Raw genomic sequence first — 26647 nt, forward strand, 5'->3', positions numbered from 1 at the left:
AGGAGCATGATATCGGGCCATTCAAAACCAAAGCTGCAGCGATGACTGAAGCAGAGCGCCTTGCTGCCCTGCAGTGACAATGAAACCAGTCAAGCCCTGAATACCCTGGTGTCAGAACAGCGCTTACGAAGCAGCGGCAGGAGGGGCCTCAGAAAATTCGGAAGCGACGAGGTCGGACGACGCTCCGGAACACCAAGATCACGCTGGATTCGGACATATTCGTGCGGCAATGACGATGTGGACCACGATACACCGCACCTCGCGCACACGTAGCCTCTGCTCCGGCTGACAGCCGAACCTCATTCTGCAAATTTCATGAAGTGCTTCCTCGATCACTCGCCGCTAACTAAGGGGGAGTGACAAATGTTCGTGACTACCAAACCGCCTACGCATCCAGATGAGCTTGCCTGGTCGCAGTGATGAACGACTGCCGCGCCGCATCACAGCTTGCTTCTTTCCGGAGAGCGGCAACACAGGTGTGTTTCGCGCGATCGAAAGCCGCGTTATCCACGACGGGCGAGCGGCGCGTGAGATATTGCAGAGCCTGGCGGGGACCGCGTACAGCCTCGGGTGTACCTGCAGCAGTCTTAACCCAGACAGGTTCTCGCCAGCGGACGTCGAATTTTGTTTCGATGACGATAGACATTCAGCTCTCCTATGTGTCGGATGGGACGAACAGGGGAAGCGGAGAGAAGTTTCACGTTCGTACGATACCAGACGTGGAATGGTGAACTAAGGTCCTCGCGACCGGAACCATCATCGCCGCCATCAGTTCGATCGCCTCCAACAGAGGAGAAACGACGACGCCTGACCAGTTCGGCGCCAACAATTCCAGCTTGAAGGATCTTGCGCTGTCCCTCTTCGGGGGCATGGCGACGATGGGACACACATTGGCCGGGAGATCCTCAAGAACTAGTTTGCAAACTTCGCCGTTGAACACTTTGAGATCGACGCGTACAAATCACTGCTGATCCTGGCCGAACTAGCCGGCATGGGAATGCCACTTCAACCTTATTGGCCAACCTCAAAGAAGAGGAGGCCATGGCGCGGCGGCGGGACGAAAACCTCCCAGCCGTCACGACGCGGTTCGCCAGCCTCAAAGAGGAAGGACGGCCTGCGAAAGTCTGATCGACCGTGATGCCCGTCACCGCAAACTTCGGAGATGGGTATTTCAGACAGATCTCAGATGGGAAATCGCCCCACCCTTCACGAATGGCGTTATCTTCTCGATCAACGAGGCCGGAACGGTTATCTCCGCACCGAACTGGCCGGCGAGACGAAGTTTGATGCTCTTGCCCATCTCGATGCCTTCAACCACCGCGGCCAAATTCTCACCGGCGCCAACGACATCCCTCGCATATTCCGAGACCTCCGACGGTTCCATAAAGCCCTGGTCCATCGCGGCCGCGAGGCAGAGCAACATCGCAGCATCCCAGGTTGTGACGGCGCGCTGAGGGAGAATGAAGGGCAACTCCTCGCCCTCGGGAGGCTCGTCGCTGGGAAACAGCAGCTCCGCGCTGAGCAGGAAACTACTGTGGTGAAAGCCCATTTCGTCGGCGAGCATGCCGCAAAACTGTCCGAACTTCATGACTTACAGCAACCTCCAGATTGTTGGGATCATCATGAGCGTCCAGGTCCGACGATCGGAATGTCAGCCTCTCGCGCGGCAGCAAGGAGAGCAAATCGTGCGTGTTCAGGATCTGCTTGTCCTTTGAGTGCAGCCCAGCACACGCAGAGTGCGGCTTCATAGGCTAGGCCACGGTTGCGTGGCCACTCATCGGCAAGCACCTCGCGGCGTCTTTTGCGCTCGAGACCACCCGATAATGCTGCTGCCTTGGTGACCCTTCTTGTCGTTTTCGGCAGCCGTTGCCGTCGGTTGACGTCGTTGGAAACCTGACTTACATCTGTTCTTGTTGCGCTCCGCCACCCGGCTTGGCCGGACCAAGTACCGGTTTCTGCCCCAGAGCCGCCGTCATCGGCATTGGCCGGAACTGGCCCTTGCCATCCATGGAAGATCCCTGCGACCAACGACCGGCTACTGGATCGCTGCCATCCGCCTGGAAGCCCAGGAAGGCGTAGCTGAATTCCTGGTTTTCCTGCTCCTGCGGAAAACTGTTGGGAATCGGGAAGGCGCCGGCCGCGCCGCCAAGCTCTTCGAGCGCGGCCATCCACTGGTTCTGGTGCATCGTGTCGCGGGCGATCAGGAAGGACAGCATGTCCTTCATGCCGGGGTCGCTGGTCATGTTGTAGAGGCGGACGGCAAGTACGCGGCCGGTCGACTCGGCGGCAACGTTGGCCGTCATGTCTGCTGCAATGTTGCCGCTCGCATAGATATGCGACATGTCGAACGGCACGCCATCGGAATCGACCGGCATTGCTGACAAGCCAGCAGACAGAAGATTCTTCAAGTTGATACCGCCCAGCACCGCGCCGCCGACCGGATCGGCGGCGATTTCCTCCTTGAGCTTGAGGGGAGCGCCTTCCAGGTTCATAGCAACTGCCGTCGCCAGCATCTCGATATGGCCCAGCTCCTCAGCCGCTGTATTCATCAACAGATCCCGGAACTTCGGGTTCCCGCGCGCACCACATGCCTGGAAGAAATATTGCATGGCAACTCGGATTTCGCCTTCAATCCCACCGATCGCCTGCTGCAGCGCTCGTGCGAACAAAGGGTCGGGGGTCTCGACGCGAACCGGATACTGCAACTTGCCGTCGGTGTAGAACATGACGCTCTCCTTTTCTTGATGAGGATCCGCTCGAACAGCCGAGGCCGGTCGGAGTTTCGCGAACGTCCCGATTTTTTTGTCGCGACGCGTCGTCCGGGATGAAACTTCACGCAGCCAACACCGTTTGCTGCACTTCGTCGAAGGAGATAATAATGGTTGTCCAACTCTCGCTTCAAGACAGCGATCTGGCCCCCACAACCGAAGCCGGTTCCGGCACACTGGCCGTCGGTCAGGATCTAGCCTATATACGCCTGTCGATCGTCAACGTTGTTTTCTACGGCGACGCCTCCAGGGGGAATCACTGGGTGCTGATCGACACGGGATTGCCGACGTCCGAGAACGCCATTATCGAGGCAGCCGAGCATCGTTTTGGCCGCGACGCCCGCCCCGCGGCCATCCTCATGACCCACGGACATTTCGACCATGCCGGCTCCTTGGAAAAGTTGGCGCGTCGATGGGACGTTCCGGTTTATGCCCATCCGCTGGAATTTCCCTATCTGAACGGGCGTTCGTCCTATCCGCCGGCAGACGCCCTTGTCGGTGGCGGCGCAATGGCTCTCCTTTCGCCCCTGTTTCCGCGATCGCCCGTGAACGTCGCGGCCTGGCTGAAAACGCTCCCGGCCGACCAGAGCGTCCCTCAGATGCCCGGATGGAAATGGCTGCACACGCCTGGCCACGCGCCGGGGCATGTTTCTCTGTGGCGGGAAGAAGACCGCGCGCTGATCGCTGGAGATGCCATTGTGACCACCGGTCAAGAGTCGATTTATGAAACACTCACTCAAAGGCCTGAGATGCACGGCCCGCCCAGCTACCTGACAGCGGATTGGGACGAAGCCGAACGGTCGGTCGCGCTCCTGGCCGCCTTGGAGCCGGAACTTCTGATCAGTGGACACGGACGTCCCATGAAGGGCGAGCATATGCGAAAGCGCCTGCACGAACTATCGATCAATTTTCGAGAAATTGCGGTCCCCAAAGGACGAGCGTATGCGCGCGATCCAGCGAAACCGGGCAAAAGCAGCAATGACGCCTATAGATAGAAACAGCAACAAAGAAAAGGAGGAACGAATGGATGGGCGAGCCGAGGCGACCCGGCTGCGCGCATACCAGGGAAAGCGAGGGGCGGCCCGAAGGTCGCGATGCGGATCACTGGCAGCGGGCTCGGGAGCAGCTTGGCTCCAGTTCCTCGCCGGTTCCAGCACCGGTCGCGATCGTCTTTATCCCAGTTCCTTCAGAAGGGCTGGGAGCGACTCCCGATGCGTCCAAGCATCCGGAAGCAGATTGAGATTTCGATGTTGTTCCACCGGCGCATCCAATCGGCTTCAGTGGCGAAGACTTTTACTTGCGCCTTTGGTTCGCCCATTCTGTGGCGTAATGACCATAGCTCGGCTTCCAAACCTCCGTCACAGCGCGGCGATCGGGGGGCCACCGCCTCGACGAAGGCCAGCGCAGCCATCTATTGCCCTGCTTGATGATCTTGCCGTGATAGGTCTTGCCGCCGCTCGAATAGGTCGAGGGTACCAGACCGGCATAGGCGGCAAGCTTCTTGGCATTGCGGAACGGCGATATGTCGTCGATCTCCGCGTCGATCAGCCGGGCGAAGAACTCGCCGATGCCAGGGATCGTCTTCAACAGCTTCACATTGGCATTTGGCCTTGGTCATCGCCCGGATCGGTCAATTTCCGAGACCTTCACTTGCGCCAGCTGGACACGGCCGGCCTTGCCGAACAGGTCGCCGAGCTTCTTCATTTGAGCCGTCTGCTCCGGATAGCGATCAAACACCGTGACAAGGCGGTTCTTCGTCATCGTGCGCAGCCGCACGTAAAACATCCGCTCGCGCAGGGCGACGCGCAGCTCCCGTGACTTCTCGGTTGGCGCCCAGGCCTCCGGCACCAGGTCGGCCCGCAGCAGATGCGCCAGAACCGTCGCATCGATCTTGTCGGTCTTGATTTTGGCGTCGGCGATCGCCTTGACCTTCAACGGATGAGCGAGACCGACATCATCACAAATGTCGTCGAGCCAGTCGTACATCACCATCCAGTAACGGGTCTCCTCGACAACAGCATGCGAGTTCTCGCGATATCGCTCCAGAAACCCGCCATGCGACTGGCGGTCGTTCTTCACCCGGCGGGATCTCAGCGTCCTGCCGCTGCTGTGCTGGACAACCAGGTGGCTGTAGGATTTGTGTTAGTCCACGCCGATCTGGTATTCATAACAGGCAGTCATGCTTCCAACTCCCTTATTGAGATCTGCCAAACCCGATACGGTAAGCCGAAAGGCTGGAATTGTGACTATCTGTCGATCTTCACCTGCATCTCAGTGATCCGTTCTCTCAGTGGGAGTGGCCTCTTTCATGCCACCTCCTTTCCGCTGAGGGTAACGCTTGGGAAGTTTCCAGAGCTAATGTCTTTCTTGACCGTTAGCGGACCAATTTTATTCTTCCGACCGGTCGCAGAAAGGAACTCCTGGCGGGCTTGCCTGTTGGATTGAAATCAACAGGAGGATGAAAAAATGGGAATGAACTCCCCTAAGGCCGGGCCGGCCGGAACGACGAGCCAGTCTCCACGATGGGAAGGACCGGAGGAAAGTCGTCCACGCGGCTATCTTCCGGCATCGGACAATCCAGACCAAGACCGAGACGCGTTGGGAGAGAACAATGCCGATCCGTCACGGGAAAAATTATCTGATGCGGGCAAGACGAAAGGCGATTGAAATGTCTAGTCCAACGGCAGATGCAAGGGGCCAGTATGCAAAGTCGCAAGCAGATCCCCGGTCTACTGGCGTAGCCAGCGCCAAGCCTACCGCCATTACCGGTTCTGAAGATGCGACAGCGCACAAGACACCGCCGGGCAAGAACCCAGTTAAGGAATGGGAGGTCGGCTATGACCCTTCGGAAATGAACGAAGGTAGCTTCAGGGGCCATCGCTGACGGGCGGCTGCCAGGCGATCCAGCAACGCCCCCGTCCGCCGAGCGTCAAAGTGCCGAGCTCTGCGCCTTGAGATCCGACGATCTGAGCATGCTGGCGCCCTGGTACCCGTTGCGGTGTTCCATGTTCTGATTCGGAAGCCGGCGGATCAAGTGCCTTTGACGAGCTGGCTTCTCCTTGATGGGGAAGGTCCGCTTCGGTGGGCCTTTCTTTTTCGTTTGCGGCCGCTGGTAGAAAGCGGACGCCTTTGTCCGTACGTCACCGTACGGAAACTATCGTCGCAGCCGCGAGTTCGGGCAGCTTCGCGCCGAACAAGGAGCGGCTGATGCAAATGTATTTTCTCCACCTCAACGTCGCGCAGGAACATGTAGTTGATACCGATGGAGTGGAGCTTTCCGATCTGGAGGCTGCCAAAAGTGAAGCGCGCGAGACCATCCGCGAACTCGCAGCTGAGTACATCAAAATGGGCAAGCCACTCACACTGTGGAGCATTCGTGTCTGCGATGCGGATGGCCGCCTTCTGGCCGAAGTCGCCGCCGCAGAGGCGCTTCACGAAGTCATTGCACCTGTATTCGATGGACCGCGTGGCCCTGACGGTCACCTATGATTGGACGTTGGCACAGTCTCATGCGGTTGCGCCGGAACAGCACGTTTCCACGGAAGTCCGGTTGCTCAAATCCAGGAAGAACGCACGCCCCGGCATTACTTCCGCGCCCGAATGCACGGCCTCCATGAGAAAGACCCTGAAGGTAGCGAATTTGCATCGGCGGATCTCGCCTATGATGAGGCCCTCAAAGGTATTCGGTGCCAACGGCGATATTGTCGCCATCCTTGCGATCAAGTCGGTTGTCAGGTTCGAGTGACGCACACACAGCGATTTGAGATGCGGGCGGCACAAATCATCCTTGAGACGCTTGTGAGGCGGCCTGCCCCGTCGGGGCCCAGCGGCTTGCCGCTCCAGGAGGCCAGCCTTGATGCCTGGTTATTTGGAGGGCGGCGTACGGAGCCGACGATCTTGGGTAATGAAGTCGACCTTGTTGTAAGCCCGTGGTCTCCCACGAACTGCGCCAGAAGGCGACGTCGTGGTGTGGACATTCACCGCTTGATAACCAAGACACAATGCGGAGTCGCAGAGACAAACTGCGCCTGATAAAAATCCGCCACCGCAGTGGCCCCTCTGGCCATACCCCCCTGCGGGAGAGGCCTTGCACGGCACCTCTGCCGTTGCGGACCTCCCTGAGACTCTGGGATCGAATTGCGAGCTGTATTCTTCCATGAGCTTCAGGGCCGCGCACGAGAGCTCATGCCCACCGTTCCGGTTGTGCGTATGAACGCCGACAGCAGCCACGATTGGCGGTGGGAGTCCAATAGCATTATCTTGGGCAGGCTTATCGCCGTGGCACAGCTCACGGTAGCTGTCTCGCAGCGGATTGGTCCGATAACGCACTCAACCAGACTCCTTCGCTCACCCGTGTATATTGTGCTTCCACGTACTCCAGAGCCAGGAGAGGCAGCTATGTCGTGTGATCATCCTTTATTTCCGCACGCAATGAACCCGCACGATCTGAGAACGATGCGAGATGCGGTGTGCCGTGCCCTCGAACTCAGCGACGAACCAGACGGCGCGGAGAAAGAACAGCTCGCGAAGATCGTCTACCGCTTCTATAGGCGCGGTCTGGTCGATCCGGAGAAATTGGCAGGCATGGCAGTGTTCTTGTCCAGTTCTCGCACATTTCACCGAGAGACATCGCATACGGATGCCGGGGCCGAGGGTTGCGCCAGGAACCCAACGTTATCGTAGCACTGGCTTATTGGCTGCAGTACACTGTCACCTGGTTCACCCGGTTTTGGCATCTTGGTCTGGTCATGCCCCAGGCACTCCGCCTTCGCCCAAAGCCGGCACCGCAATCCCTGCAACAGTGTCGTTGATACCTTCTTAGTCGGCTGGCGCCGCACCACCAAGGAAAGCGTCAGGAGTAGCGTTTGCCGTTCGAATACTCGAAGCGGACTGGCCTCAAAAAGAAGCCCGCCGAAGCGGGCCAAGTCGAGGGATTGTCTGGAGTAGTCTGGAACGTAGCGGAGCTCGGGGAAGTGCTGATGAGCGGAAGGGCTGTCGCCACGTCGGTTGTTCCAACTGCGACTGAAGCCAAACGTTCCGCCGTCGGCCAACAAGCCGAGGGAGCGCGACGTATATTAGCGGTGCAGGCCCCCGTCTGGCGGTCTCCGATACGATGCCGTATTAAATCCTCCAGGTCGAAGACCTCTTCTAGAGCTTCCATAGTGGTCACCTCAGCGAGTTTGGTTCCTTCTGCATCGCCTATGAGCACGCTGCGCAGAGTGAACGTACGCATTCACGAAGGCGGTGGGCGGCCAGGTCGCGGATTATCTGGCGCGCCTCGTGCTTCGCTGCATCCAGGTCGCAAAGCTCTGAACCTTCGTCATCGGATATAACGTCGTGACCATGATTGAGATTGAAATGAAACTGCAACGTAGTCTCCTCCCGCAACTAATGGAGGGCTCCTTTCGATGTTCCCGTGCGTTAACGTACAGAAGCAACAAAGACCTAGCTATTGTTTGGAGAACGCTTACAGTTGATCTCTCGCCGCCGGATACTGAAACTGTACGAGCACCCGCTCCTACTGCGAGGAGCATGCTATGAAGCAGGATCAGGTCCGCAACAGGCTTCTGAAAGCCCTCCCAAGCTGGGTCTTCGAGCTGCTACAGCCCCACATGGCAGCCGTTGAACTGCCACTTAAGACGGTGCTGGTGGAACCGAACGAGATCACCTCGCACATCTACTTCATAGAGTCAGGGCTTGGATCGATAATCGCGACCAGCCCAGACGGCGAAGTGACTGAGGTTGGGCATGTTGGTTTTGAAGGCATGTCGGGAAGTCACATCGTCTTGATGAGCCAGCGAGTCCCCAGCACCACTTTGATGCAAGTTGCGGGGTCTGCCACGGCCCTTCCCAGTGAGGCGTTTTTCGACATCATCGAGAGAAGCTTTGACGCACGTCGGATCCTACTCCGATATGTCCACGCCTACCAGATCCAACTGGCATACACTGCGCTTGCGAACGTTCGATACGACATGCCGCAGAGGTTGGCCCGATGGCTGCTGATGAGTCACGACCGGCTGCAAGACGATGACATGCCGCTCACCCATCAATTCCTATCGATCATGCTGGGCGTCCGCAGGTCGGGAGTAACTGATCAAATTCACGTTCTTGAAGGACTCCACGCAATCAGGTCTACGCGCGGCGTTGTCCACATTCGCGACAGGGGCAAGCTCCGAGAAATAGCAGGTGGCTGCTATGGCGTGCCTGAGAAAGAATATGAGCGGCTAGTGGGCGAGGCCCTGAAGCCAGCCGACACGGACGATGCGGCACCTCCAAATGGGATAGATGCGCCCCGACAGTCACGAACGCACATGCAAAGCAGGACACCCCCGCTGCGCGACCCCATAGCAGTCCATTACGAGCGGGAAAAGACGTCTCACTAGCGCACGCCTCCGGACGTTGGAAATCCTTATACAGCCGCAACAACCGCGCGAGGGGCCACTGGGAAACCGCGCGTTCTTCTACTTCGATTGCCCGCTCAGTTTTCCGCTGAAATCAAAGCCGCCTGATCCGCAGCCCGATATTCTTTGGGAATTCCTGCTCTGGAGTGCCAAATGATCCGCCGGCGACGTCCATCAGCTTTAGCCGATCCAGCACTTTGAGCGGCGCCGATCCGAAACGCTGGCGAGGCTCGCCATCATGCCGAACCGTGGTTATGCCCCGGCCGCATCGGGGCCGCCGGGCCGGTCGAGGTGTATTGGACGCGATGAAAAAAGAACGGGCTGAGGAACCAGCGGCTCATTCCCGCATTTTTGGGACATCGCGAGCGCGAATCCCCCGTCCCCGATTAGATTGTTCGCCCCAACACGCTCTCACGACGCTCTTCTCTTCGGTGTAAGCCGATATCTTCGTCACCCCGCAATTTGGGTTCCCCGCGCCCTTGGCGACGACACCTATGAGGGTGTTGCTTCTCCGGGGACTATATGGAATCGGTCGTGTTTGGCTACCAGATCACGCCTGGCCAGGACGAGCCCTTAGCATTTGCGTCTCCCCTTGAAGAATGCCAACGGGACACCCTGTCCGAGCGTGAAGAGCTTCGGCGGAGTGACCCGGATCTTGGGCCGCTTGGCGCGATGGCGATCTACCGGTTCACCTTGACCTGGTACCGACGAGCTGCTTGCCGTGTTGAACGAGAACCCGCTGCTCGACGCCATTGTCATCGATCGCACGCATGGAGGCCTGGTGGCGGACTGAATGCCATGCTCTTTGAGTGAGAGCTGGTAGGTAGCATCATTTCTCAGCCAAGATCTGCCAGTAGCCCTGCGGTAAGATCAACATAATTGACCTCGTGGCAAAATATCCCGTGCAGCGATTGATGCTCTGCGAATGCACCGCCCATCGTGGCGAACAGGGTGGCGGGTAGCGCGCAGATCATCATGACAAGCAAGACTAGCCGCAAAGCCCTTTCCGAGCGACTAAGCGTGTGGTGAATTGCCGTTTCCTGTCGCTTCATGCGCCCACTCCCTGTCATTGATCGACTCTTCGGCTGATTCTGCCGATGTGTCGACTACTTCCTGTGGCCGGAGCGGGCCTTGCACAGTGTGACGGTAAACCCGTAATGCTGGAACGCGATACATAAAACCGGGCTAATTGGCTAGGTGACGAACCACGGCCGCGCCTTCGCAAGGTAAAGCCCCCGTCAATCCGCGGAGGCGCGGGCTTTCGCAGCCGGGGCTCTTTTTATGCCCTACCAATTCCTCAACGAAAGACTGGACCCCTGAAGACATCAAATTTCCCGAAAAGGGTACCAACGGTTTAGAAAGAGGGCTCCATGTGAGGTGCTAACGAACGCAATGACAAAAGAGGCCCGCCAAAGCGGGCCCCAATCTTACGATAGGTTCGTTGGTGAACGCGGAAGTTTTTTGGGGAGCAAGGCTTCGAGGAGAAGAACCTCCGCGTTCCTGCATTTAACCGAGGGGGTAACCATTAGTTTCAGGCACAAGAAAAATTGGCGACTTAGTCTGATATCGGACCAAGCGAGAGTTATTCTTGCCAGACCACAAGGACCGGATTAATGCCCAATTGCAGGGAGGCAGCGCCCTGTAGAATATCGCCCATATTAACGAAGCTTCCTCCAGATCTCTCCGCTCGGTGTGAAACGTCGGGACCTCACTATGGGGTTACTCATCAGTTGTGGTCGTCCGCTATGTTGGTCGAGAGCGCGGCGACGGAAGAGCGCATCTCCGACGATATCGCCACCATCAAAGACTCGATCTGCTTGAACCCGAAGCGCATTTCGCTCTCCAACTGGTATTCACGGCGATTGAGATTAGAACCCCGCTCCCCGAGTTGGGCGGTCGTGGCATCCGAATAAACTCTGTGTTCCGCGCCATTGGTCCTGCTGCCCTTTCAATGCGTCAGGGTGAATTTTGGTTGTTCCAGTTCCGGTCTCGTTGACCAGGCGGCCGGCGACTGCATTTGTCGGTCGACAGCGGAGGCGCGATCATGTCCCAACATGGCGGGTGGGACGCACCCGCCTGATATGCAGGAGCTGCGCCTATGCTGTCGGGACAGTTCCTCCATCGATCGTATGCTCGCTACCGGTAATCGATGCAGCCCGGTCCGAGGCGAGGAAGGCAATCAGGTTCGCGACTTCTTCCGGTTTTGCGGGACGACCGAGCGGTATGCCGCCCAACCCGTCCATAATGATCTTTTTGCCCCCCTCAAGGTCTGTTCCGGCCTGCTTCGCCAGGCGCTCTGCAAGGTGGACAGAAGCTTCCGTTTCGATCCAGCCCGGCGACACCCGGACGACACGAACACCTTTGGGCGAAACTTCCTTCGACATCGCCTTGCTGTAAGTGGAAAGCGCTGCCTTGGCCGCAGCATAGGCCGTCGTCGATTCCGGAAGCGGCAGGACTCTCTGGATGGATGTCACATGTACCACCACACCGTTTCCTCGAGCGATCATGTCCGGAACCAGTTGCCGATCCAGGCGAACGGCGGGAAAGAGGTTGAGCGACAGTTCCTTATGCCAGTCGTTTTCCGACAGTGCAGAAAATCCACCTCCGGCCGCTGAAGAGCCACCCAGCATATGGACGATGACGTCGACGCCGCCAAGGCGCCGCCGGGTGGCCTCTGCGACGATGGCACATCCCTCTTCGGTGGTCAGGTCCGCTTCCACGAACTGCTCCTCCGACAGGCTTTCCGGACGGGCCCGAGCGGTTGTCAGCACCTTTGCGCCGAGCTCCCGAAACAGACTGACGGTCGCAGCGCCGGCACCCTTGGTTCCAGCCGTAATGAGTGCACGTTTGCCCCGCAGGTTGAGAAAGTCGGTCACGGACGAATCTCCAGTCTGACGATCCTGTCGTCCTTGATGGTGAAGGCGTGGGTGAGCATCACAGGGGGAAACCGGCCGCTCACCCTCGCCCAGACGAGTGCCTTATCGCCGCCAACCGTGGATTCCACGGGTTCTGCACGATATTGGGTCGCCTTCTTTGCAGCCAACCACCATTCACGGACTGCAATACTTCCCTGATGGCGCACATTTTCGTCCTCGACCACCGCTTCGACCGCAAGGGTTTTCAACAGCGCATCGACATCATTGCGACTGTCGGCAACAAAATACATGTCCACAATAGAGGGCATATCCATCAATTTCTCCTTCTGAGCTGCCCCTAAGTTAGCGCTCGACCATTGCCTGGATAAGTGGGATAAACCGGCATGGGGTATTGACCAGATCGGGATAATGGAACACGCCAGCCTGAAGGAACTCGAAGCGGCTGTTGCGATTGCCCGGCGCGGGACATTCCGCGCAGCGGCCATTGATCTCGGCATGTCGACGACCGCGCTGAGCCACACGATAGGAAGGCTTGAGGCGGGGCTGGGTGTGCGATTGTTCAACCGCACCACGCGCAGCGTGTCCCTGACAGATGCCGGCAGACTCTTTGTGCAGCAGGTCGCGCCATCGCTCCAGGATCTTCATTCCGCCCTGGATCTGGTACGTTCGCAACGCGAGACACCCTCCGGAACGATAAGGATCAACGCGGCCCCGTTTGCGGCGCGCGCTATAATTTCACCGCTCGTGCTTGAGTTCCTGCGCCGCTATCCCGACATGAATATCGATATCGTCACCGAAGGGAAAATGGTGGATATCGTCAAGGATGGTTTCGATTTGGGCCTCAGGGTTGCAGGCCTCGTTCCCAGCGACATGATCGCCGTTTCGCTCGGCCGGCCTCAACGACACGCCGTGGTTGGTTCTCCTGACTATTTCGAGCAGCACGGCAAGCCCATGGTTCCTCCTGATCTTCTCAATCACAGATGCATTCGTGTTCGGTTGCCGGACGGCTCCTTGTTTAGATGGCGTTTTGAGAAGGACGGCGAGCAGGTGCAGATTGATGTGCGGGGACCGATTGCACTCGATGAAGCCAGCCTGACGAGGACTGCAGTGCTTGAAGGTGCCGGCGTCGGTTATATCTTTGAACAAGACATTCTTACGGAGATCGAGGCGGGGCGCGTCATCCGTATTCTGGAAGATTGGACGCCCCCGTATCCGGGGCTTTGCCTGTATTATCCCGGCCGCCGAAACCTCTCGGCCGGAGTCAGAGCGTTCCTGGAACTCGCTCGTGAACTCTCGCGACCGGCAGACGGGTGAACCGCTCACGAAGCGCCGTTAAAACCCAACTGCCTCGCCTTGAACCGTCCCGAACCGTCAGTGGGTCGTTTCGCCCACCGCAGGTAAGTGTCATGAAGACGTTCCTGCCACATCAGTGCTCAGGCTTTTCTCTTGCCGTCGGGGATCCGCTGGCGGGTGTCTTCCCGACCCCGAGCCGCGACAAGACGCGCCATTGGTAACTGGAATTTTGCCCACCGCCGGCTCAAGGACTGCGGATCATATCAGAGGCTTTTTCGGCGATCATGATCGTCGGTATGTTGGTGTTTCCGCCTGGCTCTTCCGGCATGACCGAGGCATCGACGACGCGCAGCCCTTCAACGCCGTGAACCTTAAGCTTGGCGTCGACTACGCTCTCGCCTGTGACGCCGATGGCGCAGGTTCCCAAAGCATGTTGGCGTACAAGTGCCGTATTGCGGATGACAGCCTCGAGCTCAGCGTCGGTCTTCACGTCCTTGCCTGGAAACATCTCGTCTTCGATCAGATCCTTTTGCCGGCCAGAATTGTAGATCTCGCGCGTCAGCCGCATAGCCTTGATCATATCGTCCATGTCGGAACGCTCAGTAAAGAGATTGAACTGAATGCGAGGGGAGGCCTCAGGGTCTGCGGATCCGAGCTTTACCCAGCCTCGCGAACGTGGATAGAGGATTCCGACACGCGCCGTGAAAGAATGGATGGCCGGCGGGGCGACACCCGGGAACCACAGTTTTGCATCATTGGCTACCGAAGAGCAGACAAGCTGCACATCCGGACGGTCGACATGCGGCTCGGTCCTGGCGAAGATCACCGCGGCAGCCCCGTTGTTGGTAAATGGGCCGTTGCGAAAGAGATGCCAGCGCGCGCCTGAGACGACCGCACGGTCGAGCCGGAGCTGCTCCAGGAACGTGCCCCGGCTCTTTGCCTTGAAGATCGCCAGCATGTTTGGATGCTCGGAAAGGTTCTGTCCAACGCCCGGCAGATCGTGGATCACATCTATGCCGACTTGCCGCAGATGGTCTGCCGGCCCTATGCCCGACAGCATCAGCATTTGTGGCGACTTGTAGGGTCCCGCGGACAGTATCACTTCGCGGTCGGCCCAAGCTGTCCGAAGCTCGCCGTCCCGCTTGTATTCGATACCGATCGCGCGGCCATTTTCGATCAGGACCCGGCGCAAGGCGGCCGCGGTCTCGACCGTCAGGTTGGCACGGGAAAGGGCCGGCAGGAGATAGGTCTTGGCGGTGCTCTGGCGTACGCCGTCGCCGACCGCGAGCTCGATCTTGCTGATACCTTCCGTATCCGCGCCGTTGTAATCGTCCCGTTCGGGAAGACCATGCGTGACCGCGGCGTCGCGCAAGGCGTCATAGAGCATCTGGGGGTGTCGGGTCTGGCAGACCTTGACGGGGCCTTCCGCGCCGTGGAATTCGCCTGCCCCGCGCCAACTGTTTTCGAGCCGCTTGAAATAGGGGAGCACATCCCGATAGCTCCATCCCTCGGCGCCGCTCTGGCGCCAAGTATCGTAATCGCGTGGATTGCCGCGGGCGAAGATCATCCCATTGATCATCGAGGTCCCGCCCAGCGCACGGCCGCGGCGCAGGAGGATACGACGACCGTTCAGGCCCGGCTCCGGCTCGGTTTGGAACTGCCACGTATATCGCTTGTTGAACGACATCATGTAAAAGGCGATCGGCATCTGAAGCCAGGGATGGCGAGCTCGCCGTCCCGCCTCGATAAGCAGGACGCGTGTCGTGCCGTCTTCGGTAAGCCGGTTGGCAAGCACGCAGCCTGCGGAGCCCGCGCCGACGATGATATAATCATAGGTGGCGGTCATGCTTGTGTTCCGGCGCTTCGAGGAAATTGGCTCCCGTCCCGAGGGCGGGAGCCGGGCGCAAGGCCGGTCAGCCGGCCTGCGGAATATTGGCGATGCGGATGAATTCACGCCACTCGTCGATCGCCTTGATCAGCATCTGCTGGGAGTTTTCGGGAGAATTCGCCCATGGATCGCCACCGGAATCGTTGAGAAACTTGATCGTATCGGGCTGCTTCAAAGCGCTTCCGAACCAGCTGTTGATCTTGTCCACGACGGATTTCGGCGTGCCAGCCGGAACGGCTGCCGAGAACCAGGTGGTGACATCGATCGGCAGCCCTTTTTCCTTCAACGTCGGAATATCGGGAATGGATGCCAGTCGTTCGGCGCTGGCAACGGCGAGCACGCGCAGGCGACCTTCGCGCTGCTGTGCCAGCGAGAATACCGGGTCCAGCGCTCCGAACAGGAGCCGGCCGGACAGGAGATCGTTCAGCGACGCCGCAGCGGATTCGTATTTCACTTGGACGGTTTCAAGTTTGGCGGCCTGCTTGTAGAGTTCCCCGAGAACCATGCCGGAATTGGCGGCAGCCGCATAGGACGCCTTGGCGCCCTCGGCCTTCAGCTTTTCCGTCAGTTGCTCCAGCGTTTTGAGGTCGGTCCTGGCATCCACGACGATCATGAATGCCTGGCGATTGATGGTCGCGACCATCTGCAGGTCCTTGGCGACGTCGATTGGCGGCTGCTTGAAACGCGACATGATCGAGGCGATCGTGGTGCCTGCATCCATCAGGATGGTATGGCCGTCGGCCGCCGAGCGCGCCACGAATTGGGTGCCGATGCTGCCGGCCGCGCCCGGCTTGTTTTCCACAATAATCGTGGTGCCTGGAGCCTGAGCCTTGATCTTTTCGGCCATGAAGCGCACGAGAATATCCGCGCCGCTTCCCGCCGGGAAAGTGCAGATGATACGAATGTCCTTGCTTGGATAATCCTGCGCCTGGGTTCCAAGCGGCATTGCCGCGGCGAACGCCAGCGCCATGAAAGTTCTGCGAAACATCGTCCTCTCCTCCCTTTTGTCGGCCGTCAGACCGACATGCCACTCTGACTGCAGTCTCATTGCAGCTCACCGGCACGACCTCCTCTGCCGTACCGAAGCCGAGGGGTTTCATGCCCCCCGCGCGCATGCGTCCAAGCCTCGTCGCTCAGAGCGCCATGGCCACCGACTTCAACTCCGTATAGGCTTCGATACCTTCGCGCCCAAGTTCGCGACCCCAGCCCGATTGCTTAAATCCGCCGAAGGGCAAGGCCGGGTCCAGCCCACCGCCATTGACGCGAACCGTGCCGGCCTTGAGTTTCTTCGCCATTTTGTGTGCAGTCGAAAGGTTTTGAGTCCAGAGGACCGCACCGAGGCCGTAATTCGTCGCGTTCGCCTCGCGCGCGATGCGGTCGAGATCAGCTTCGTCATAAGACATGGCGCAAAGTACCGGTCCGAAGATTTCCTGCTGCACGACATCCATGTCCCGCCGCGTTCCCGTCAGAACCGTCGGCTGAATGAAATAGCCCTCGCTGCCTATCCGGCTTCCGCCGGCGCGGATTTCCGCCCCCTGGTTCTGCCCTGACGCGATAAACCCGGAAATCCGCTCAAGTTGCTCCTGTGAAACGACCGGCCCCATCTGCGTCGAATCCGCAAGACCGGCGCCGACACGAATTTCGCTTGCCCGGCGCGACACGCCGTCCACCAGTTTCTCGAAAACGTCCCGATGTGCGTAAAGCCTGGAGCCTGCATTGCAGATCTGGCCAGCGTTGGAAAAGATCGATCGGGCTGCGCCCTCGATCGCCCGGTCGATATCGGCGTCCGGAAAAACGATAACCGGCGTCTTGCCGCCAAGTTCGAGCGTAACGCGCTTGAAGTCGGTGGCGGCGGCCCTGATGATGAGGCGCCCGACCTCCGTCGAACCAGTGAACGTCACTTTGTCAATACCCGGATGCGCCGTCATGGCCGCGCCTGCGGTCTCGCCGAAGCCGGTCAGGATATTGACCACGCCATCCGGAAAACCGACATCGAGGATCAACTGGCCGAGCTTCAAGGCCGTCAAGGGCGTCTGTTCAGCCGGCTTCAGGACGACGGTGCACCCAGCCGCAAGTGCAGGCGCAATCTTGGACACCGCCATCATCAACGGTGCATTCCAGGGTGTGATCGACCCGACGACGCCGACAGGCTCCCGTGTCGTATACGCATGCCATGTGCCGGGGTTCGAAATCGAGATGGATTCACCGTTCAGCTTGGTGCACCAACCCGCGAAATAACGCAGGACCTCGATCGCGTGCGGCAGATCGACCACTTTCGCATCGTTCAGCGGCTTGCCGTTATCCAGCGTCTCGATGAATGCGAACTCCTCGGCCTGTGCTTCCAGCGCGTCCGCAAGCTTCCAGATGAGCTTCGCCCGCGCCGCTGGCGCCATCCGCGACCAGGGGCCATCGTCGACGGCGCGGCGCGCTGCCATTACAGCCAGATCGACATCAACTGCCTCAGCCGCGGCGATGTCCGCTAGCGGGCTACCATCGGCGGGGTTGTGGGTGGAAAAAGTCCTTTGCGACGCGGCAGAAACCCACTTGCCGTCGATCAGCAACCTGTGAGGCCCGCGGATGAATTCGCTTACGGCAGCAGGGATCGCCGCCATTGAAACGTTGACGCTCATGCTTCCTCCTCCTCGCCACTCCATCCGGGTGCTCCTTCGCGAGTATCAGGCAACCTTAGTATTCATTATGGACAAACACAATCCATCATCGTACAAATCCTCACACGCTGAGGCATCATCGCGACGGGAGGAAAACGTGGCAGATCGCATTATCGGATTCATCGGGCTCGGCAACATGGGCTCGCATATGGCCAGGCATCTGGTGAAGGCTGGATACGAAGTTCTGGCCTATGATATCGACCCGGAAAAACGAACAGCCTTTGCCCGGGAGAATGGAACGGTGGCCCCCGGGACGCCGGCAGACCTCGCTCCCGCCTCGGTCATCCTGACCATGGTGCCGACCGGTGCCGTCGTGCGCGCGGTGCTGAACGAAGGTGGCGAAAAAAGTCTCCTCACAGGCCTTAGGCCCGGCAGCCTCGTCATCGACACGACGTCTTCGCCACCGGAAAGCACGCGCGAACTGGGCGCCGATCTCGCGCGCCACGGCCTCCTTCTGATCGATGCGCCGGTCTCCGGCGGCGGGATGGGCGCACGCGATGCCAATCTGGTATTCATGATGGGTGGCGATAGCGAAGCGGCGGTCGATCGTGCAGCGGCCGTGCTTTCCCATCTCGGCAACAAGATATTCCGGCTTGGCAAACTCGGTTCCGGCCACGTGATGAAATCAATGAACAACTATGTCTCCGCAGCTGCCTATGTCGGCGCCTGCGAGGCGCTGATCATCGGCCAGCAGTATGGGCTGGATCCTGCTATGATGGTGGACGTTTTCAACGTCTCAACCGCACGCAGCTTCGCCACGGAAACCTCCATCCGCCGCATCATCGCGGGAAACGAGAGCCGCAACTTTGCGCTCGACCTCTTCACCAAGGATTTAAAGATCGCCGTCGACCTTGCCGACGCCAAAGCAGTGAAGGCGACGCTGACGCATGCAGTTCACGACCGCATGGTCGAGGCACGCGATGCGATCGGCGGCTATGGCGATCACACCAAGGCTTATGCCTTCTGGGCATCCGAGGTCGGAGACGACGATGGTCGACGAAACGCATGAGGTCGACATCGTCGTCGTTGGGGCAGGCAGCGCCGGATGCGTTGCCGCAGCGCGGTTAAGCGAAGTCAGCGGGTTGAAGGTGGCGCTTGTCGATGCGGGTACGAAAGACAGCCTGCGCCTGACGAAGATACCGGCTGCCGTGCTAAAAACCCTCGGCCATCCCCGCTACGACTATCGCTTCAAGACGGAGCCGGACCCGACCCGCAATGGCCGTGTCGACCAGATCGCCCGCGGCAGGGTGCTCGGCGGCTCGTCGGCCATCAACGGCCTGATTTTCGCGCGTGGCGCACCGGTGGATTTCGATCGCTGGTCCGCAATGGGCAACGACGGCTGGGATTGGCAGAGCGTGCTGCCGCTGTTTCGGCGCCTGGAGAATTCCGATCTTTCGAACAACTCTCTGCGTGGTGGGCTCGGGCCACAGAATGTGACGCTGCCGACCTACCGGCATCCCCTGACGGACCCCTTCATCGCCGCGGCCCAGAAGTGCGGCATACCATTCAATCCGGATTACAACGGCGAAACGCAGGAGGGCATCGGCTATGTGCAGGGCACGATCCGGCGCGGCGTGCGCGTGTCTGCCTATGACGGCTACGTCGCACCCAATCTGCGCCGATCCAATCTGCACGTCTTTGAAGGTTGCCGCGCCGAGCGGCTGACGTTTGATGGCAATCGCGCAGACGGGCTTATCGCGAGGCGGGGCGACCGGCGCCTGCAGTTCAAGGCGCGGCGTGGCGTCGTCGTCTCGCTCGGCACCTTCAACAGCCCGCAGCTGCTGATGCTGTCGGGCATCGGCCCAGCTGCGCGATTGCAGCATTGCGGTATCGACATCCGCCGGGACTTGCCCCGCGTCGGCCAGGATATGCTCGACCATACCGGCTTCCGGATGATCATGGCGGTCGATACGCCGACCGCCAACAATCAGTCTCGCGGCTTTCATGCGCCCTATCATATTGCCCGGTGGCTGTTCGGCGGCCATGGCCCGGTCGGTGCAGCTTCGGCAGAAGTGGTCGGTTTTTTCCGGTCCGAGAAAAGTGTCGCGACACCGGATCTTCAGGTGACTTTTTTCCCCTATGCCAGCGAATTCACGCCGGCTGGTCGGGCGAGATTGGAGCCCAGACCGCTCATTTCCGTCGGCGTCAACATCAACTATCCCAAGAGCCGCAGCCACGTATCGATCCGTTCGGCGGACCCGGCCGACCCAGTTGAAATCCACTACCGGCTGTTCGAAAACGAGGACGATCTGGAGACGCTGATGCGCGGCCTGAAGATCATACGCACATTGGTCGCGGAGAAGCCGTTCGACAGCCATGTCGTTGATCGGTCGCTTTATCCTTCGCGCGAGGCAGGCGACGCGGCAGACAGGGACTTCGTGCGTGCCAACTCCCGCAGCTACATGCACCCGATCAGCACCTGCCGCATGGGGACCGACGCCAATGCTGTTGTTACACCCGATCTGAAGGTGCGCGGCTTCGATGGCCTCTGGGTCGCAGATGCATCGGTGTTCCCGGATCATATCAGCGGCAACATCAACGCGACGACGCTGATGATCGGGGAAAAACTGGCCGATCTGGTCAAGTGCGACCTTCGGCAATCTTCATGATGCGGCAAGGGCCGGCCATCCGCCAACGCTTGCCGCAAGCTTTCATTGCGGCTCGATATTGCCGACCTTGACGTAGCCCGCCCAGTCGTTGATCTCCCGTTCGACCATCTTATAAGTCGCGTCGGCGGAAGCCGCGGTCAAAGGTTCGCCGCCGTTCTTGCCGACGAATTCGCGGGTGACATCGGAGGTCGCGATCTTGGTCAGAAGCGCGTTCAGCTTGTCGACGACCGGCTGCGGCGTCTTTGCCGGGGCGGCCACCAGCCACCAGATGTTCAGGTCCACATCGACGCCCTGATCCTTGAACGGCGGCACATCTGATATGCTGGAGATGCGCTTGGCGGTACTGACGGCCAGCAACCGGCCGCTACCGTCTCGCACCCGGGCCAGCCCGAACACCGGGTCGGACACGATGAAGTCGATTGAGCCGCTATTGAGATCGTTCAGGACATCGGCCGTCGCCTTGTAGCGAACCTGGACCGTCTCCAGCCCAGCGCTCTGCTTGTAGACTTCAGCCAGAATGGTCGAGACATTGTTGGACGTTGCGTAGGAGGCCTTTGTCCCCTTCTGCTTCATTGCGGTGGTGAGGTCGGCAAGCGATTTGTAAGGTGACTTCGCGCCGACGAGCATCGTGAAGCCCTGGCCGAAGATCGGCGCGACGTAGACGAAGTCCTTGCGGGGGTCAAAGGGCGACTGCTTGAAGACGTAAGGTGTGGCGCTGAACGTATCTGCGCCGCCGATGAACAGCGTGTAGCCATCTGGAGTGGCCCTTGCTGCGGCCACCGCCGCGATGCTGCCGAAACCGCCCGGTTTGTTCTCGACGACAACCGTCTGCTTGGTCGCTTCTTCCAGCTGTTTTGCAAAATAGCGGGCGTAAATATCAGCGCCGCTGCCGGCGACAAAACCGGTGATGATCGTCACCTGCCGACTTGGATAGTCAGCATCCGAGGCATATGCACCGCCAGTCATCAGGCATGCAAGAACCACCAGCGCCAAGCCGCGGGTTACAAAGCGTCTCATCGATTTCCTCCCAAACCAGGCCCAGTCGCTCAGGCGATACCGGACGATCACGGTGCGAAAGTCTCCTCCATTCGCATCAATGAAGCTATCCAGATATTGTATTTTGGTCAAATGGCATTTTATATTGACGAATGAGGCGCGCCGCCGGTCTTGCTGGAGCAGCGGGATAATGGGCGAAATAATATCGGGAGGAAGCATGAGGATCAGAGCCGCCGTCGTTGGCAAGGACAATGCCATCACCATTCGCTCCCTGGATCTGGCCGGGCCGGCATCGCACGAGGTTCTGGTGAAGATTGTCGCCGCCGGCGTCTGTCATACGGATCTGAAATGCGCGGGGTCCAATGTCCTGGTGAAAGCCCGCCCCGTGGTGCTTGGGCATGAAGGAGCCGGCGTCGTAGAGGCAGTCGGCACCGCGGTCACCGAACTGAAGGCCGGCGACCATGTGGTGATGACCTTTGCCTATTGCGGGACCTGCCGGAGCTGCCGGGAGGCCGAACCCGCCTATTGTTATGAGCAGTTTCCGCTCAATTTCAGCTGTGCGAGGCCGGGGGGTGGAGGTAGCTATCTGTGCGATAATGGGGAGGATGTGCACGGTGACTTCTTCGGCCAATCGTCCTTCGCGACCTATGCCATCGGCACGGAACGCAACGTCATCAAGGTTCCTGACGACGTGGCCCTGGAAATCCTGGGTCCGCTCGGCTGCGGCATTCAGACCGGCGCGGGAGCGGCTCTCAATGACCTGAAGGTCGGTCCGGGCGATCGCTTTGCGGTCTTCGGCGCGGGCAGCCTCGGCCTGAGCGCCATCATGGCCGCCCGTTATGCCGGAGCAAGGACGGTGATCGCCGTCGACCGCATCAGGGCACGGCTGGATCTGGCACTCGAACTTGGCGCCGACCACGCTATTCTCGCAGGTGATACCGATGTGGTCGCGGATATTATGCGACTGACCGGCGATGGCGTCGACCAGTCGCTCGATACGACAGCGGTGGCCGCGGTCATGCGACAGGCGATCGACGTCCTCGCCCCTCGAGGCATTTGCGGCTTCGTAACCGCGCCAAGCGATGGCTCGGAGCTTCCGATCCCTGTTCGCAGCATGCTGCTCGGCAAGAAGGTGCGTGGCATCGTCGAGGGCAACAGCAACCCCAAACTCTTCATTCCCTTCCTGATCGATCTTTATCGACGCGGACAGTTCCCGTTCGACCGGCTGATCCAGTTCTTTGATTTCGAGAACATCAATGATGCCTTCCACGCTCAGCACAGTGGCGAAGCGATCAAACCGGTCTTGAGGATCGGCTAACGTCTCTCAAAGGATCTTCGCCGTCGGAGCGGTTTGCGGGAGGACTATGTGTTCCTCCGCCCTTGGATGCTTGGATTGGCCTGTCTTTGCCGCAAAACGGGAGCAAAACCGCAGGGCTGGCATGGCTCACCAGGCATGCGATCTGCGAAAATGCTCAGAATTTTCCCGATGAGGCCTTTCCGGCGGGGCCGCGCGGTGGTTGCCGCAGGGGCAATCGAGGCTCTCTGCGGGCGCACCAGTGCTCGGTAGGTACGCCAAAGAACCAGCCTGCTCGCCGAACGCGACATAGGAGTGGAGCCGCCAGGAGCGGTGACCGGGCGTGGCGATGTTCAAGACCGTCAATCAGGCCAATTGCTCAAGCGAGCTATTGAGGCATCTGCGAGACGGATGCGACTTCTATGTCTCCGGTTGCAGATCGGACGCTGCCGAAAACCGATGACAATCGCTGAAGGATGTTCTCCGGCAATGGCTCGCTGTTGATGGCTGCGATATTGTCGTCAAGATGGCCGAGGTTTCCGGTGCCCGTCAGGACGACGTCGACACCTGAACTGTGGCGACAAAAGCGGTAGGCAGCTTCTGTCAACGACCCCGAGATCCCCGGCTCAAGAAGAAGATCGCACAGATCGTTCGTGTCGACGGCTTGGGGATCAATTTCACCGATGCTGATGAGTTTGGCGACAAGATTGTCAAGCCGGTCCTTTCGAGCAAGCGCTCCGCGGACTGCGTACATTGCCATCACACCGAGATTGGCTTGCATGGCGCGAGGTAACAGATGTTGCATCGCTGATTGATTGACGAAGTTATGGCCCAGCATAATCACGTCCCAAACCCCATCGCCAATCGCGCGTTGCATGACTTGACGGGAAGGATCTGTGCCAAATGCTTCGGTAATCCCGAGAAAGCGGACTTTCCCTGCATCACGAACTCGCAGCAGTTCAGGCAGTAACTCGTTCAAGCAGAACTCATAATGATGAGGGCGCACACCATGGAGATGAATGAGATCTATATGGTCCGTCGCGAGAACCCGGAGACTTTTCTCCACGCTTCTCGTGATGTCACCGCGTTTGACGAAGTCGGCACCTTCATAGCTTGCGCCGGGCAGAGTTGCTTTGACTTTGGTCGAGACGATGATCTTGTCGCGGCAATTGCGAATAGCCTGCCCAACCACGCTTTCCGTGCCATAAGCAGGTGCGGTGTCAATAAAATTGATACCTCGATCGATCCCCGCGCGAACCAGATTGACTGCTTCCGTCTCGCTGGCTCCGGTGCGCAAACCCAGCCTGCTGCTTCCCCCCGCCCCAAGCGCTGCCACGCTGACTTTCAGACCCGTCCGGCCGAGGATCGCTGTATCCATGTTACCGTCTCCTGACCAACAAGAATTGGCCCAATGTTACAATAGGGCTGGGCGCGCAATAACCTGCTTCGCGTCAGCGGTTCTTCCAGACCGGCTTGCGTTTTTCACTGAACGCCTTAGGGCCCTCGATGAAATCCTCGGTCTCGGCGAGTGTGGAATGGATGGGATAACTTGCCCGCAACGCATCTTCCAGGGTCGGCTTATCGAGACTGCTGTAGACAGCTTCCTTGGCGGCTCTGACCGAGAGCGGGGCGAGTTCCAGGATCTGGTCTGCCCAGACCATTGCCGCCTCGAGGGCTTTCGAAGGCGGCACCACCTCATTGACAAACCCGAGACGCCGGCCCTCTTGCGCCGTTACGCGGCGGCCGGTGAGAATGATGCCAAGCGCCTCTTTTTGCGGAATGATGCGCGGAAGCCGCTGGACGCCGCCGCCGGATGCCATCATGCCGACCTTTCCCTCCGGCAAGCTGAAATAAGCATTTTCAGACGCAATCACCAGATCGCAAGCCAGAGCCAGTTCGAAGCCTCCACCGACCGCCAGCCCGTTGACGGCGGCGATGATTGGCTTTGTCAGGTCGCAGCGCATCGCCAGCCCTCCGAAGCCCGTATGTGGGCGCGGCCCCCGCTTGCCAGCGGCCTGGGCCTTGAGGTCATTGCCAGCCGAGAAGGCGCGATCGCCCGCCCCCGTCACGATGCCGATCCACAGATCGTCATTGGCAGCAAAGTCATTCCACACAGCCTCCATTTCGTGGCTGGCTTCGCGGTTGAGCGCGTTCGCCACCTCCGGTCGATTGATCGTCACGATTCGGATCCGTCCCCGGTCCTCCACTTTGCAGTAAAGTAGTCCGTCCATGGTCTGTCCTCCCAGCCATCAAGGTTCAGGCACTCACGATCGTTAGGCGCCGATCGACGTCGGCGACCAGTGGATCAGGGTCATCTCCTCGTTGGGCCCGGCCGCGACAAAGCGACCGGTGAGAGACATCCCAATCGTCACCGCAGAAGGGTCGACATCAACGACGTTGCCGATGATCCGCACGTTCGGAACCACGTCGAGTGCAACAAAACCGACCGTGTACGGCGTGGACGAAAATCCTTTCGCGGTCGGGCGGCCGACGATCGTGTAGGTGAACAGGGTGCCGCGCGGTTCGACAGCCACCCATTCGACCTCGGCCGACCGGCAGGCCCGGCAGGTCATGCGCGGCGGCCAGCGATGGGTTTCGCAAACGCCACATTTCTGGATCATCAATTTGTGAATATGCGTACCTTCCCAGAACGGCGCAAAATTTGGATCGGTAAGATCCGGCACAGGGATCTGTTTGAGATCACACATCTTTTCCTCCCAGAACGGCGAAGCTTCCGTCGCCCAGTTGCCCCCATCCGGTCACCGCGATAAGTCGGGCATTCTCGACCTGACGGCCACCGCATTCCTGCCGCAACTGGCGAACGGATTCGATCACGTGGTTGAGGCCGGCCTGGTGGGCTTCCGACAACATCCCTCCATGCGTATTGATCGGCAATTTCCCACCCAGACGAATGCCGCCATCGGCAATCAGCGCGGCCGCCTCCCCGTGCGCGGCAAAACCCGCCTCTTCGATCTGGTGCAGTACCTCGAAAGTAAAACAGTCGTAGATCATTGCGGCGTCCATATCTCCAGGTCCCATGCCCAGATCGTTCCAGACCTGATTTGCCGCTTGTGTCAGTCCGATATCGAGGAATGGATCGCGGTTGGACGTATCGTCGGGCGAGACGCCCTGGGCTTCGGCAACCGACAGGATGCGAATATCGCGCGCCCCGTTGCGCGCCGAGACGATAACGGCGCTTGCTCCGTCCGTTTCCAGGCAGCAATCGAACAGGGTATAGGGGTCGGCAATCATCCGCCCCGCCAGATAGTCCTCCATCGTCAGTTCGCGGCCGTGCATCTGGGCGTTCGGGTTGAGGTTCGCATGGGCGCGCGCGGCCAGGGCAATCTCGCCTAGCGTGCGTCGATCGAGCCCGTATTCGTGCCTGTAGCGCTGGCAGAGAACCGCATAACGCTGGGCCGGCGTGTTCATGCCATACACATGTTCGAGATGCCGACGGAACGGCTGGCCAGGCAAGAAAGACGGGCGATCCGCCTTGCGCGTTCCGGAACTCCCCTTCAATCCGCGAAACAGCAATACATGATCGGCCGCACCGCTGAGAACCGCCATCGACGCAAGCCGAAGTGCCGACACTGCGCCGCAGCCGCCCATGTCGATCGTCGCCCGGAAGCGCGGATTGAGCGATAACTCCGCTTGGATAACGTCATCGCCCACATGACCGGGATAGGGTATGATCCCGTCGATCTGCCGCGCATCGATCCCGGCATCGGCAGCTGCCGCCAGCACGGCCTCTATTGCCAGCACTTCGGCAGGACGGTCGATCTTCTTGCGGTATTCGGTATTGCCCACCCCGATTATGCGGGCCTCGTTCTTACTGCCGACCACAGTCTTCCTC

At 59.5% G+C, this 26647-nt stretch carries 28 protein-coding genes; 10 read left to right on the plus strand and 18 right to left on the minus strand.

The genetic code is table 11. From position 1 onward, the window contains the following. Nucleotides 1–385 precede the first annotated feature (385 nt). From C5L10_RS24535 to C5L10_RS24555, 4 genes are all read right to left on the minus strand, one after another. On the minus strand, nt 386–646 hold the full coding sequence (locus C5L10_RS24535; RefSeq protein ID WP_105431790.1) for a DUF982 domain-containing protein: 261 nt from the start codon (nt 644–646) through the stop codon (nt 386–388). A gap of 525 nt (nt 647–1171) precedes the next feature. Further along, the gene (locus C5L10_RS24545) at nt 1172–1588 is read right to left on the minus strand and encodes a hypothetical protein (RefSeq protein ID WP_105431791.1); all 417 of its coding nucleotides are present in this window, start codon (nt 1586–1588) and stop codon (nt 1172–1174) included. 32 nt (nt 1589–1620) lie between these two features. Beyond that, complete coding sequence (locus C5L10_RS34970) at nt 1621–1788, minus strand: DUF982 domain-containing protein (RefSeq protein WP_172717147.1); 168 nt, start codon at nt 1786–1788, stop codon at nt 1621–1623. 110 nt (nt 1789–1898) lie between these two features. After that, on the minus strand, nt 1899–2726 hold the full coding sequence (locus C5L10_RS24555) for a manganese catalase family protein (RefSeq protein WP_105431793.1): 828 nt from the start codon (nt 2724–2726) through the stop codon (nt 1899–1901). Nucleotides 2727–2878: 152 nt separating this feature from the next. Here C5L10_RS24555 and C5L10_RS24560 point away from each other — a divergent pair, with 152 nt between their 5' ends. Next, nucleotides 2879–3763: an MBL fold metallo-hydrolase gene (locus tag C5L10_RS24560; protein WP_105431794.1), complete on the plus strand. Its 885-nt coding sequence runs from the start codon at nt 2879–2881 to the stop codon at nt 3761–3763. Nucleotides 3764–3795: 32 nt separating this feature from the next. Next, nucleotides 3796–4008, plus strand: a complete 213-nt coding sequence (locus C5L10_RS34975) for a DUF2934 domain-containing protein (protein WP_105431795.1) — start codon at nt 3796–3798, stop codon at nt 4006–4008. Nucleotides 4009–4061: 53 nt separating this feature from the next. Here the strand turns inward: C5L10_RS34975 and C5L10_RS34445 are convergent, their stop codons facing one another. Both C5L10_RS34445 and C5L10_RS34450 read right to left on the minus strand, forming a co-directional pair. Then, entirely contained in the window at nt 4062–4355 is a 294-nt protein-coding gene (locus C5L10_RS34445) for an IS110 family transposase (protein ID WP_245448153.1), read from the minus strand. A 27-nt stretch (nt 4356–4382) separates the two neighbouring features. Next, nucleotides 4383–4892, minus strand: coding sequence for a transposase (locus C5L10_RS34450; protein ID WP_371411985.1), 510 nt, complete (start codon nt 4890–4892; stop codon nt 4383–4385). 348 nt (nt 4893–5240) lie between these two features. On the opposite strand from C5L10_RS34450, the gene C5L10_RS34455 reads away from it, so the two are divergent. The 3 genes from C5L10_RS34455 to C5L10_RS33790 all read left to right on the plus strand — a co-directional run bounded on the left by C5L10_RS34455 (nt 5241) and on the right by C5L10_RS33790 (nt 6257). Continuing rightward, nucleotides 5241–5435, plus strand: a complete 195-nt coding sequence (locus C5L10_RS34455; protein WP_105431882.1) for a hypothetical protein — start codon at nt 5241–5243, stop codon at nt 5433–5435. Between the two features lies 1 nt (nt 5436). After that, nucleotides 5437–5652 carry a hypothetical protein gene (locus C5L10_RS24580; protein ID WP_105431796.1) on the plus strand — a complete coding sequence of 72 codons (216 nt, stop codon included), beginning with the start codon at nt 5437–5439 and terminating at the stop codon, nt 5650–5652. Between the two features lie 323 nt (nt 5653–5975). Beyond that, nucleotides 5976–6257, plus strand: coding sequence for a hypothetical protein (locus C5L10_RS33790; protein WP_172717148.1), 282 nt, complete (start codon nt 5976–5978; stop codon nt 6255–6257). A 1710-nt stretch (nt 6258–7967) separates the two neighbouring features. Here C5L10_RS33790 and C5L10_RS34980 read toward each other — a convergent pair. After that, the gene (locus C5L10_RS34980; protein ID WP_371411982.1) at nt 7968–8156 is read right to left on the minus strand and encodes a hypothetical protein; all 189 of its coding nucleotides are present in this window, start codon (nt 8154–8156) and stop codon (nt 7968–7970) included. 149 nt (nt 8157–8305) lie between these two features. Here C5L10_RS34980 and C5L10_RS24595 point away from each other — a divergent pair, with 149 nt between their 5' ends. After that, nucleotides 8306–9151 carry a Crp/Fnr family transcriptional regulator gene (locus C5L10_RS24595; RefSeq protein ID WP_105431799.1) on the plus strand — a complete coding sequence of 282 codons (846 nt, stop codon included), beginning with the start codon at nt 8306–8308 and terminating at the stop codon, nt 9149–9151. 854 nt (nt 9152–10005) lie between these two features. On the opposite strand, the gene C5L10_RS24600 is transcribed toward C5L10_RS24595, so the two are convergent. The 3 genes from C5L10_RS24600 to C5L10_RS24615 form a co-directional block, all read right to left on the minus strand. Then, nucleotides 10006–10221 (minus strand): hypothetical protein, encoded by a 216-nt coding sequence (locus C5L10_RS24600; RefSeq protein ID WP_172717149.1) that lies wholly within the window; start codon nt 10219–10221, stop codon nt 10006–10008. A 1044-nt stretch (nt 10222–11265) separates the two neighbouring features. Beyond that, nucleotides 11266–12045 (minus strand): SDR family oxidoreductase, encoded by a 780-nt coding sequence (locus tag C5L10_RS24610; protein WP_105431801.1) that lies wholly within the window; start codon nt 12043–12045, stop codon nt 11266–11268. Further along, the gene (locus C5L10_RS24615; protein ID WP_105431802.1) at nt 12042–12359 is read right to left on the minus strand and encodes a nuclear transport factor 2 family protein; all 318 of its coding nucleotides are present in this window, start codon (nt 12357–12359) and stop codon (nt 12042–12044) included. Before C5L10_RS24615 ends, C5L10_RS24610 begins: the two co-directional genes overlap by 4 nt. Before the next feature lie 94 nt (nt 12360–12453). Here C5L10_RS24615 and C5L10_RS24620 point away from each other — a divergent pair, with 94 nt between their 5' ends. After that, complete coding sequence (locus C5L10_RS24620; RefSeq protein ID WP_172717150.1) at nt 12454–13359, plus strand: LysR family transcriptional regulator; 906 nt, start codon at nt 12454–12456, stop codon at nt 13357–13359. A gap of 223 nt (nt 13360–13582) precedes the next feature. On the opposite strand, the gene C5L10_RS24625 is transcribed toward C5L10_RS24620, so the two are convergent. The 3 genes from C5L10_RS24625 to C5L10_RS24635 all read right to left on the minus strand — a co-directional run bounded on the left by C5L10_RS24625 (nt 13583) and on the right by C5L10_RS24635 (nt 17856). Next, nucleotides 13583–15184, minus strand: coding sequence for a GMC family oxidoreductase (locus tag C5L10_RS24625; protein WP_105431804.1), 1602 nt, complete (start codon nt 15182–15184; stop codon nt 13583–13585). 67 nt (nt 15185–15251) lie between these two features. Beyond that, nucleotides 15252–16214: a tripartite tricarboxylate transporter substrate binding protein gene (locus C5L10_RS24630; RefSeq protein ID WP_105431805.1), complete on the minus strand. Its 963-nt coding sequence runs from the start codon at nt 16212–16214 to the stop codon at nt 15252–15254. Nucleotides 16215–16359: 145 nt separating this feature from the next. Beyond that, the gene (locus C5L10_RS24635) at nt 16360–17856 is read right to left on the minus strand and encodes an aldehyde dehydrogenase family protein (RefSeq protein ID WP_105431806.1); all 1497 of its coding nucleotides are present in this window, start codon (nt 17854–17856) and stop codon (nt 16360–16362) included. 67 nt (nt 17857–17923) lie between these two features. Here C5L10_RS24635 and C5L10_RS24640 point away from each other — a divergent pair, with 67 nt between their 5' ends. Next, nucleotides 17924–18904 carry an NAD(P)-dependent oxidoreductase gene (locus tag C5L10_RS24640; RefSeq protein WP_172717151.1) on the plus strand — a complete coding sequence of 327 codons (981 nt, stop codon included), beginning with the start codon at nt 17924–17926 and terminating at the stop codon, nt 18902–18904. After that, nucleotides 18885–20504, plus strand: a complete 1620-nt coding sequence (locus C5L10_RS24645) for a GMC family oxidoreductase (RefSeq protein ID WP_172717152.1) — start codon at nt 18885–18887, stop codon at nt 20502–20504. The genes C5L10_RS24640 and C5L10_RS24645 overlap by 20 nt, the downstream gene beginning before the upstream one ends. 42 nt (nt 20505–20546) lie before the next feature. Here C5L10_RS24645 and C5L10_RS24650 read toward each other — a convergent pair whose 3' ends face one another. Beyond that, nucleotides 20547–21521 carry a tripartite tricarboxylate transporter substrate binding protein gene (locus tag C5L10_RS24650; RefSeq protein ID WP_172717153.1) on the minus strand — a complete coding sequence of 325 codons (975 nt, stop codon included), beginning with the start codon at nt 21519–21521 and terminating at the stop codon, nt 20547–20549. A 196-nt stretch (nt 21522–21717) separates the two neighbouring features. Between C5L10_RS24650 and C5L10_RS24655 the strand changes: the two genes are divergently transcribed. Then, nucleotides 21718–22818: an NAD(P)-dependent alcohol dehydrogenase gene (locus tag C5L10_RS24655; protein WP_105431883.1), complete on the plus strand. Its 1101-nt coding sequence runs from the start codon at nt 21718–21720 to the stop codon at nt 22816–22818. A 364-nt stretch (nt 22819–23182) separates the two neighbouring features. On the opposite strand, the gene C5L10_RS24660 is transcribed toward C5L10_RS24655, so the two are convergent. The 4 genes from C5L10_RS24660 to C5L10_RS24675 all read right to left on the minus strand — a co-directional run bounded on the left by C5L10_RS24660 (nt 23183) and on the right by C5L10_RS24675 (nt 26637). Then, a complete protein-coding gene (locus C5L10_RS24660; RefSeq protein ID WP_105431810.1) occupies nt 23183–24172 on the minus strand; it encodes an aldo/keto reductase in 990 nt (329 codons plus the stop codon). 73 nt (nt 24173–24245) lie between these two features. Next, entirely contained in the window at nt 24246–25025 is a 780-nt protein-coding gene (locus C5L10_RS24665; protein WP_105431811.1) for an enoyl-CoA hydratase-related protein, read from the minus strand. Nucleotides 25026–25067: 42 nt separating this feature from the next. Continuing rightward, on the minus strand, nt 25068–25478 hold the full coding sequence (locus C5L10_RS24670) for a Zn-ribbon domain-containing OB-fold protein (protein WP_172717154.1): 411 nt from the start codon (nt 25476–25478) through the stop codon (nt 25068–25070). 16 nt (nt 25479–25494) lie between these two features. Next, on the minus strand, nt 25495–26637 hold the full coding sequence (locus tag C5L10_RS24675; protein ID WP_105431813.1) for a thiolase family protein: 1143 nt from the start codon (nt 26635–26637) through the stop codon (nt 25495–25497). Between the last annotated feature and the right edge of the window lie 10 nt (nt 26638–26647).

The sequence above is a fragment of the Neorhizobium sp. T6_25 genome (assembly GCF_002968555.1).
GTDB lineage: Bacteria > Pseudomonadota > Alphaproteobacteria > Rhizobiales > Rhizobiaceae > Neorhizobium.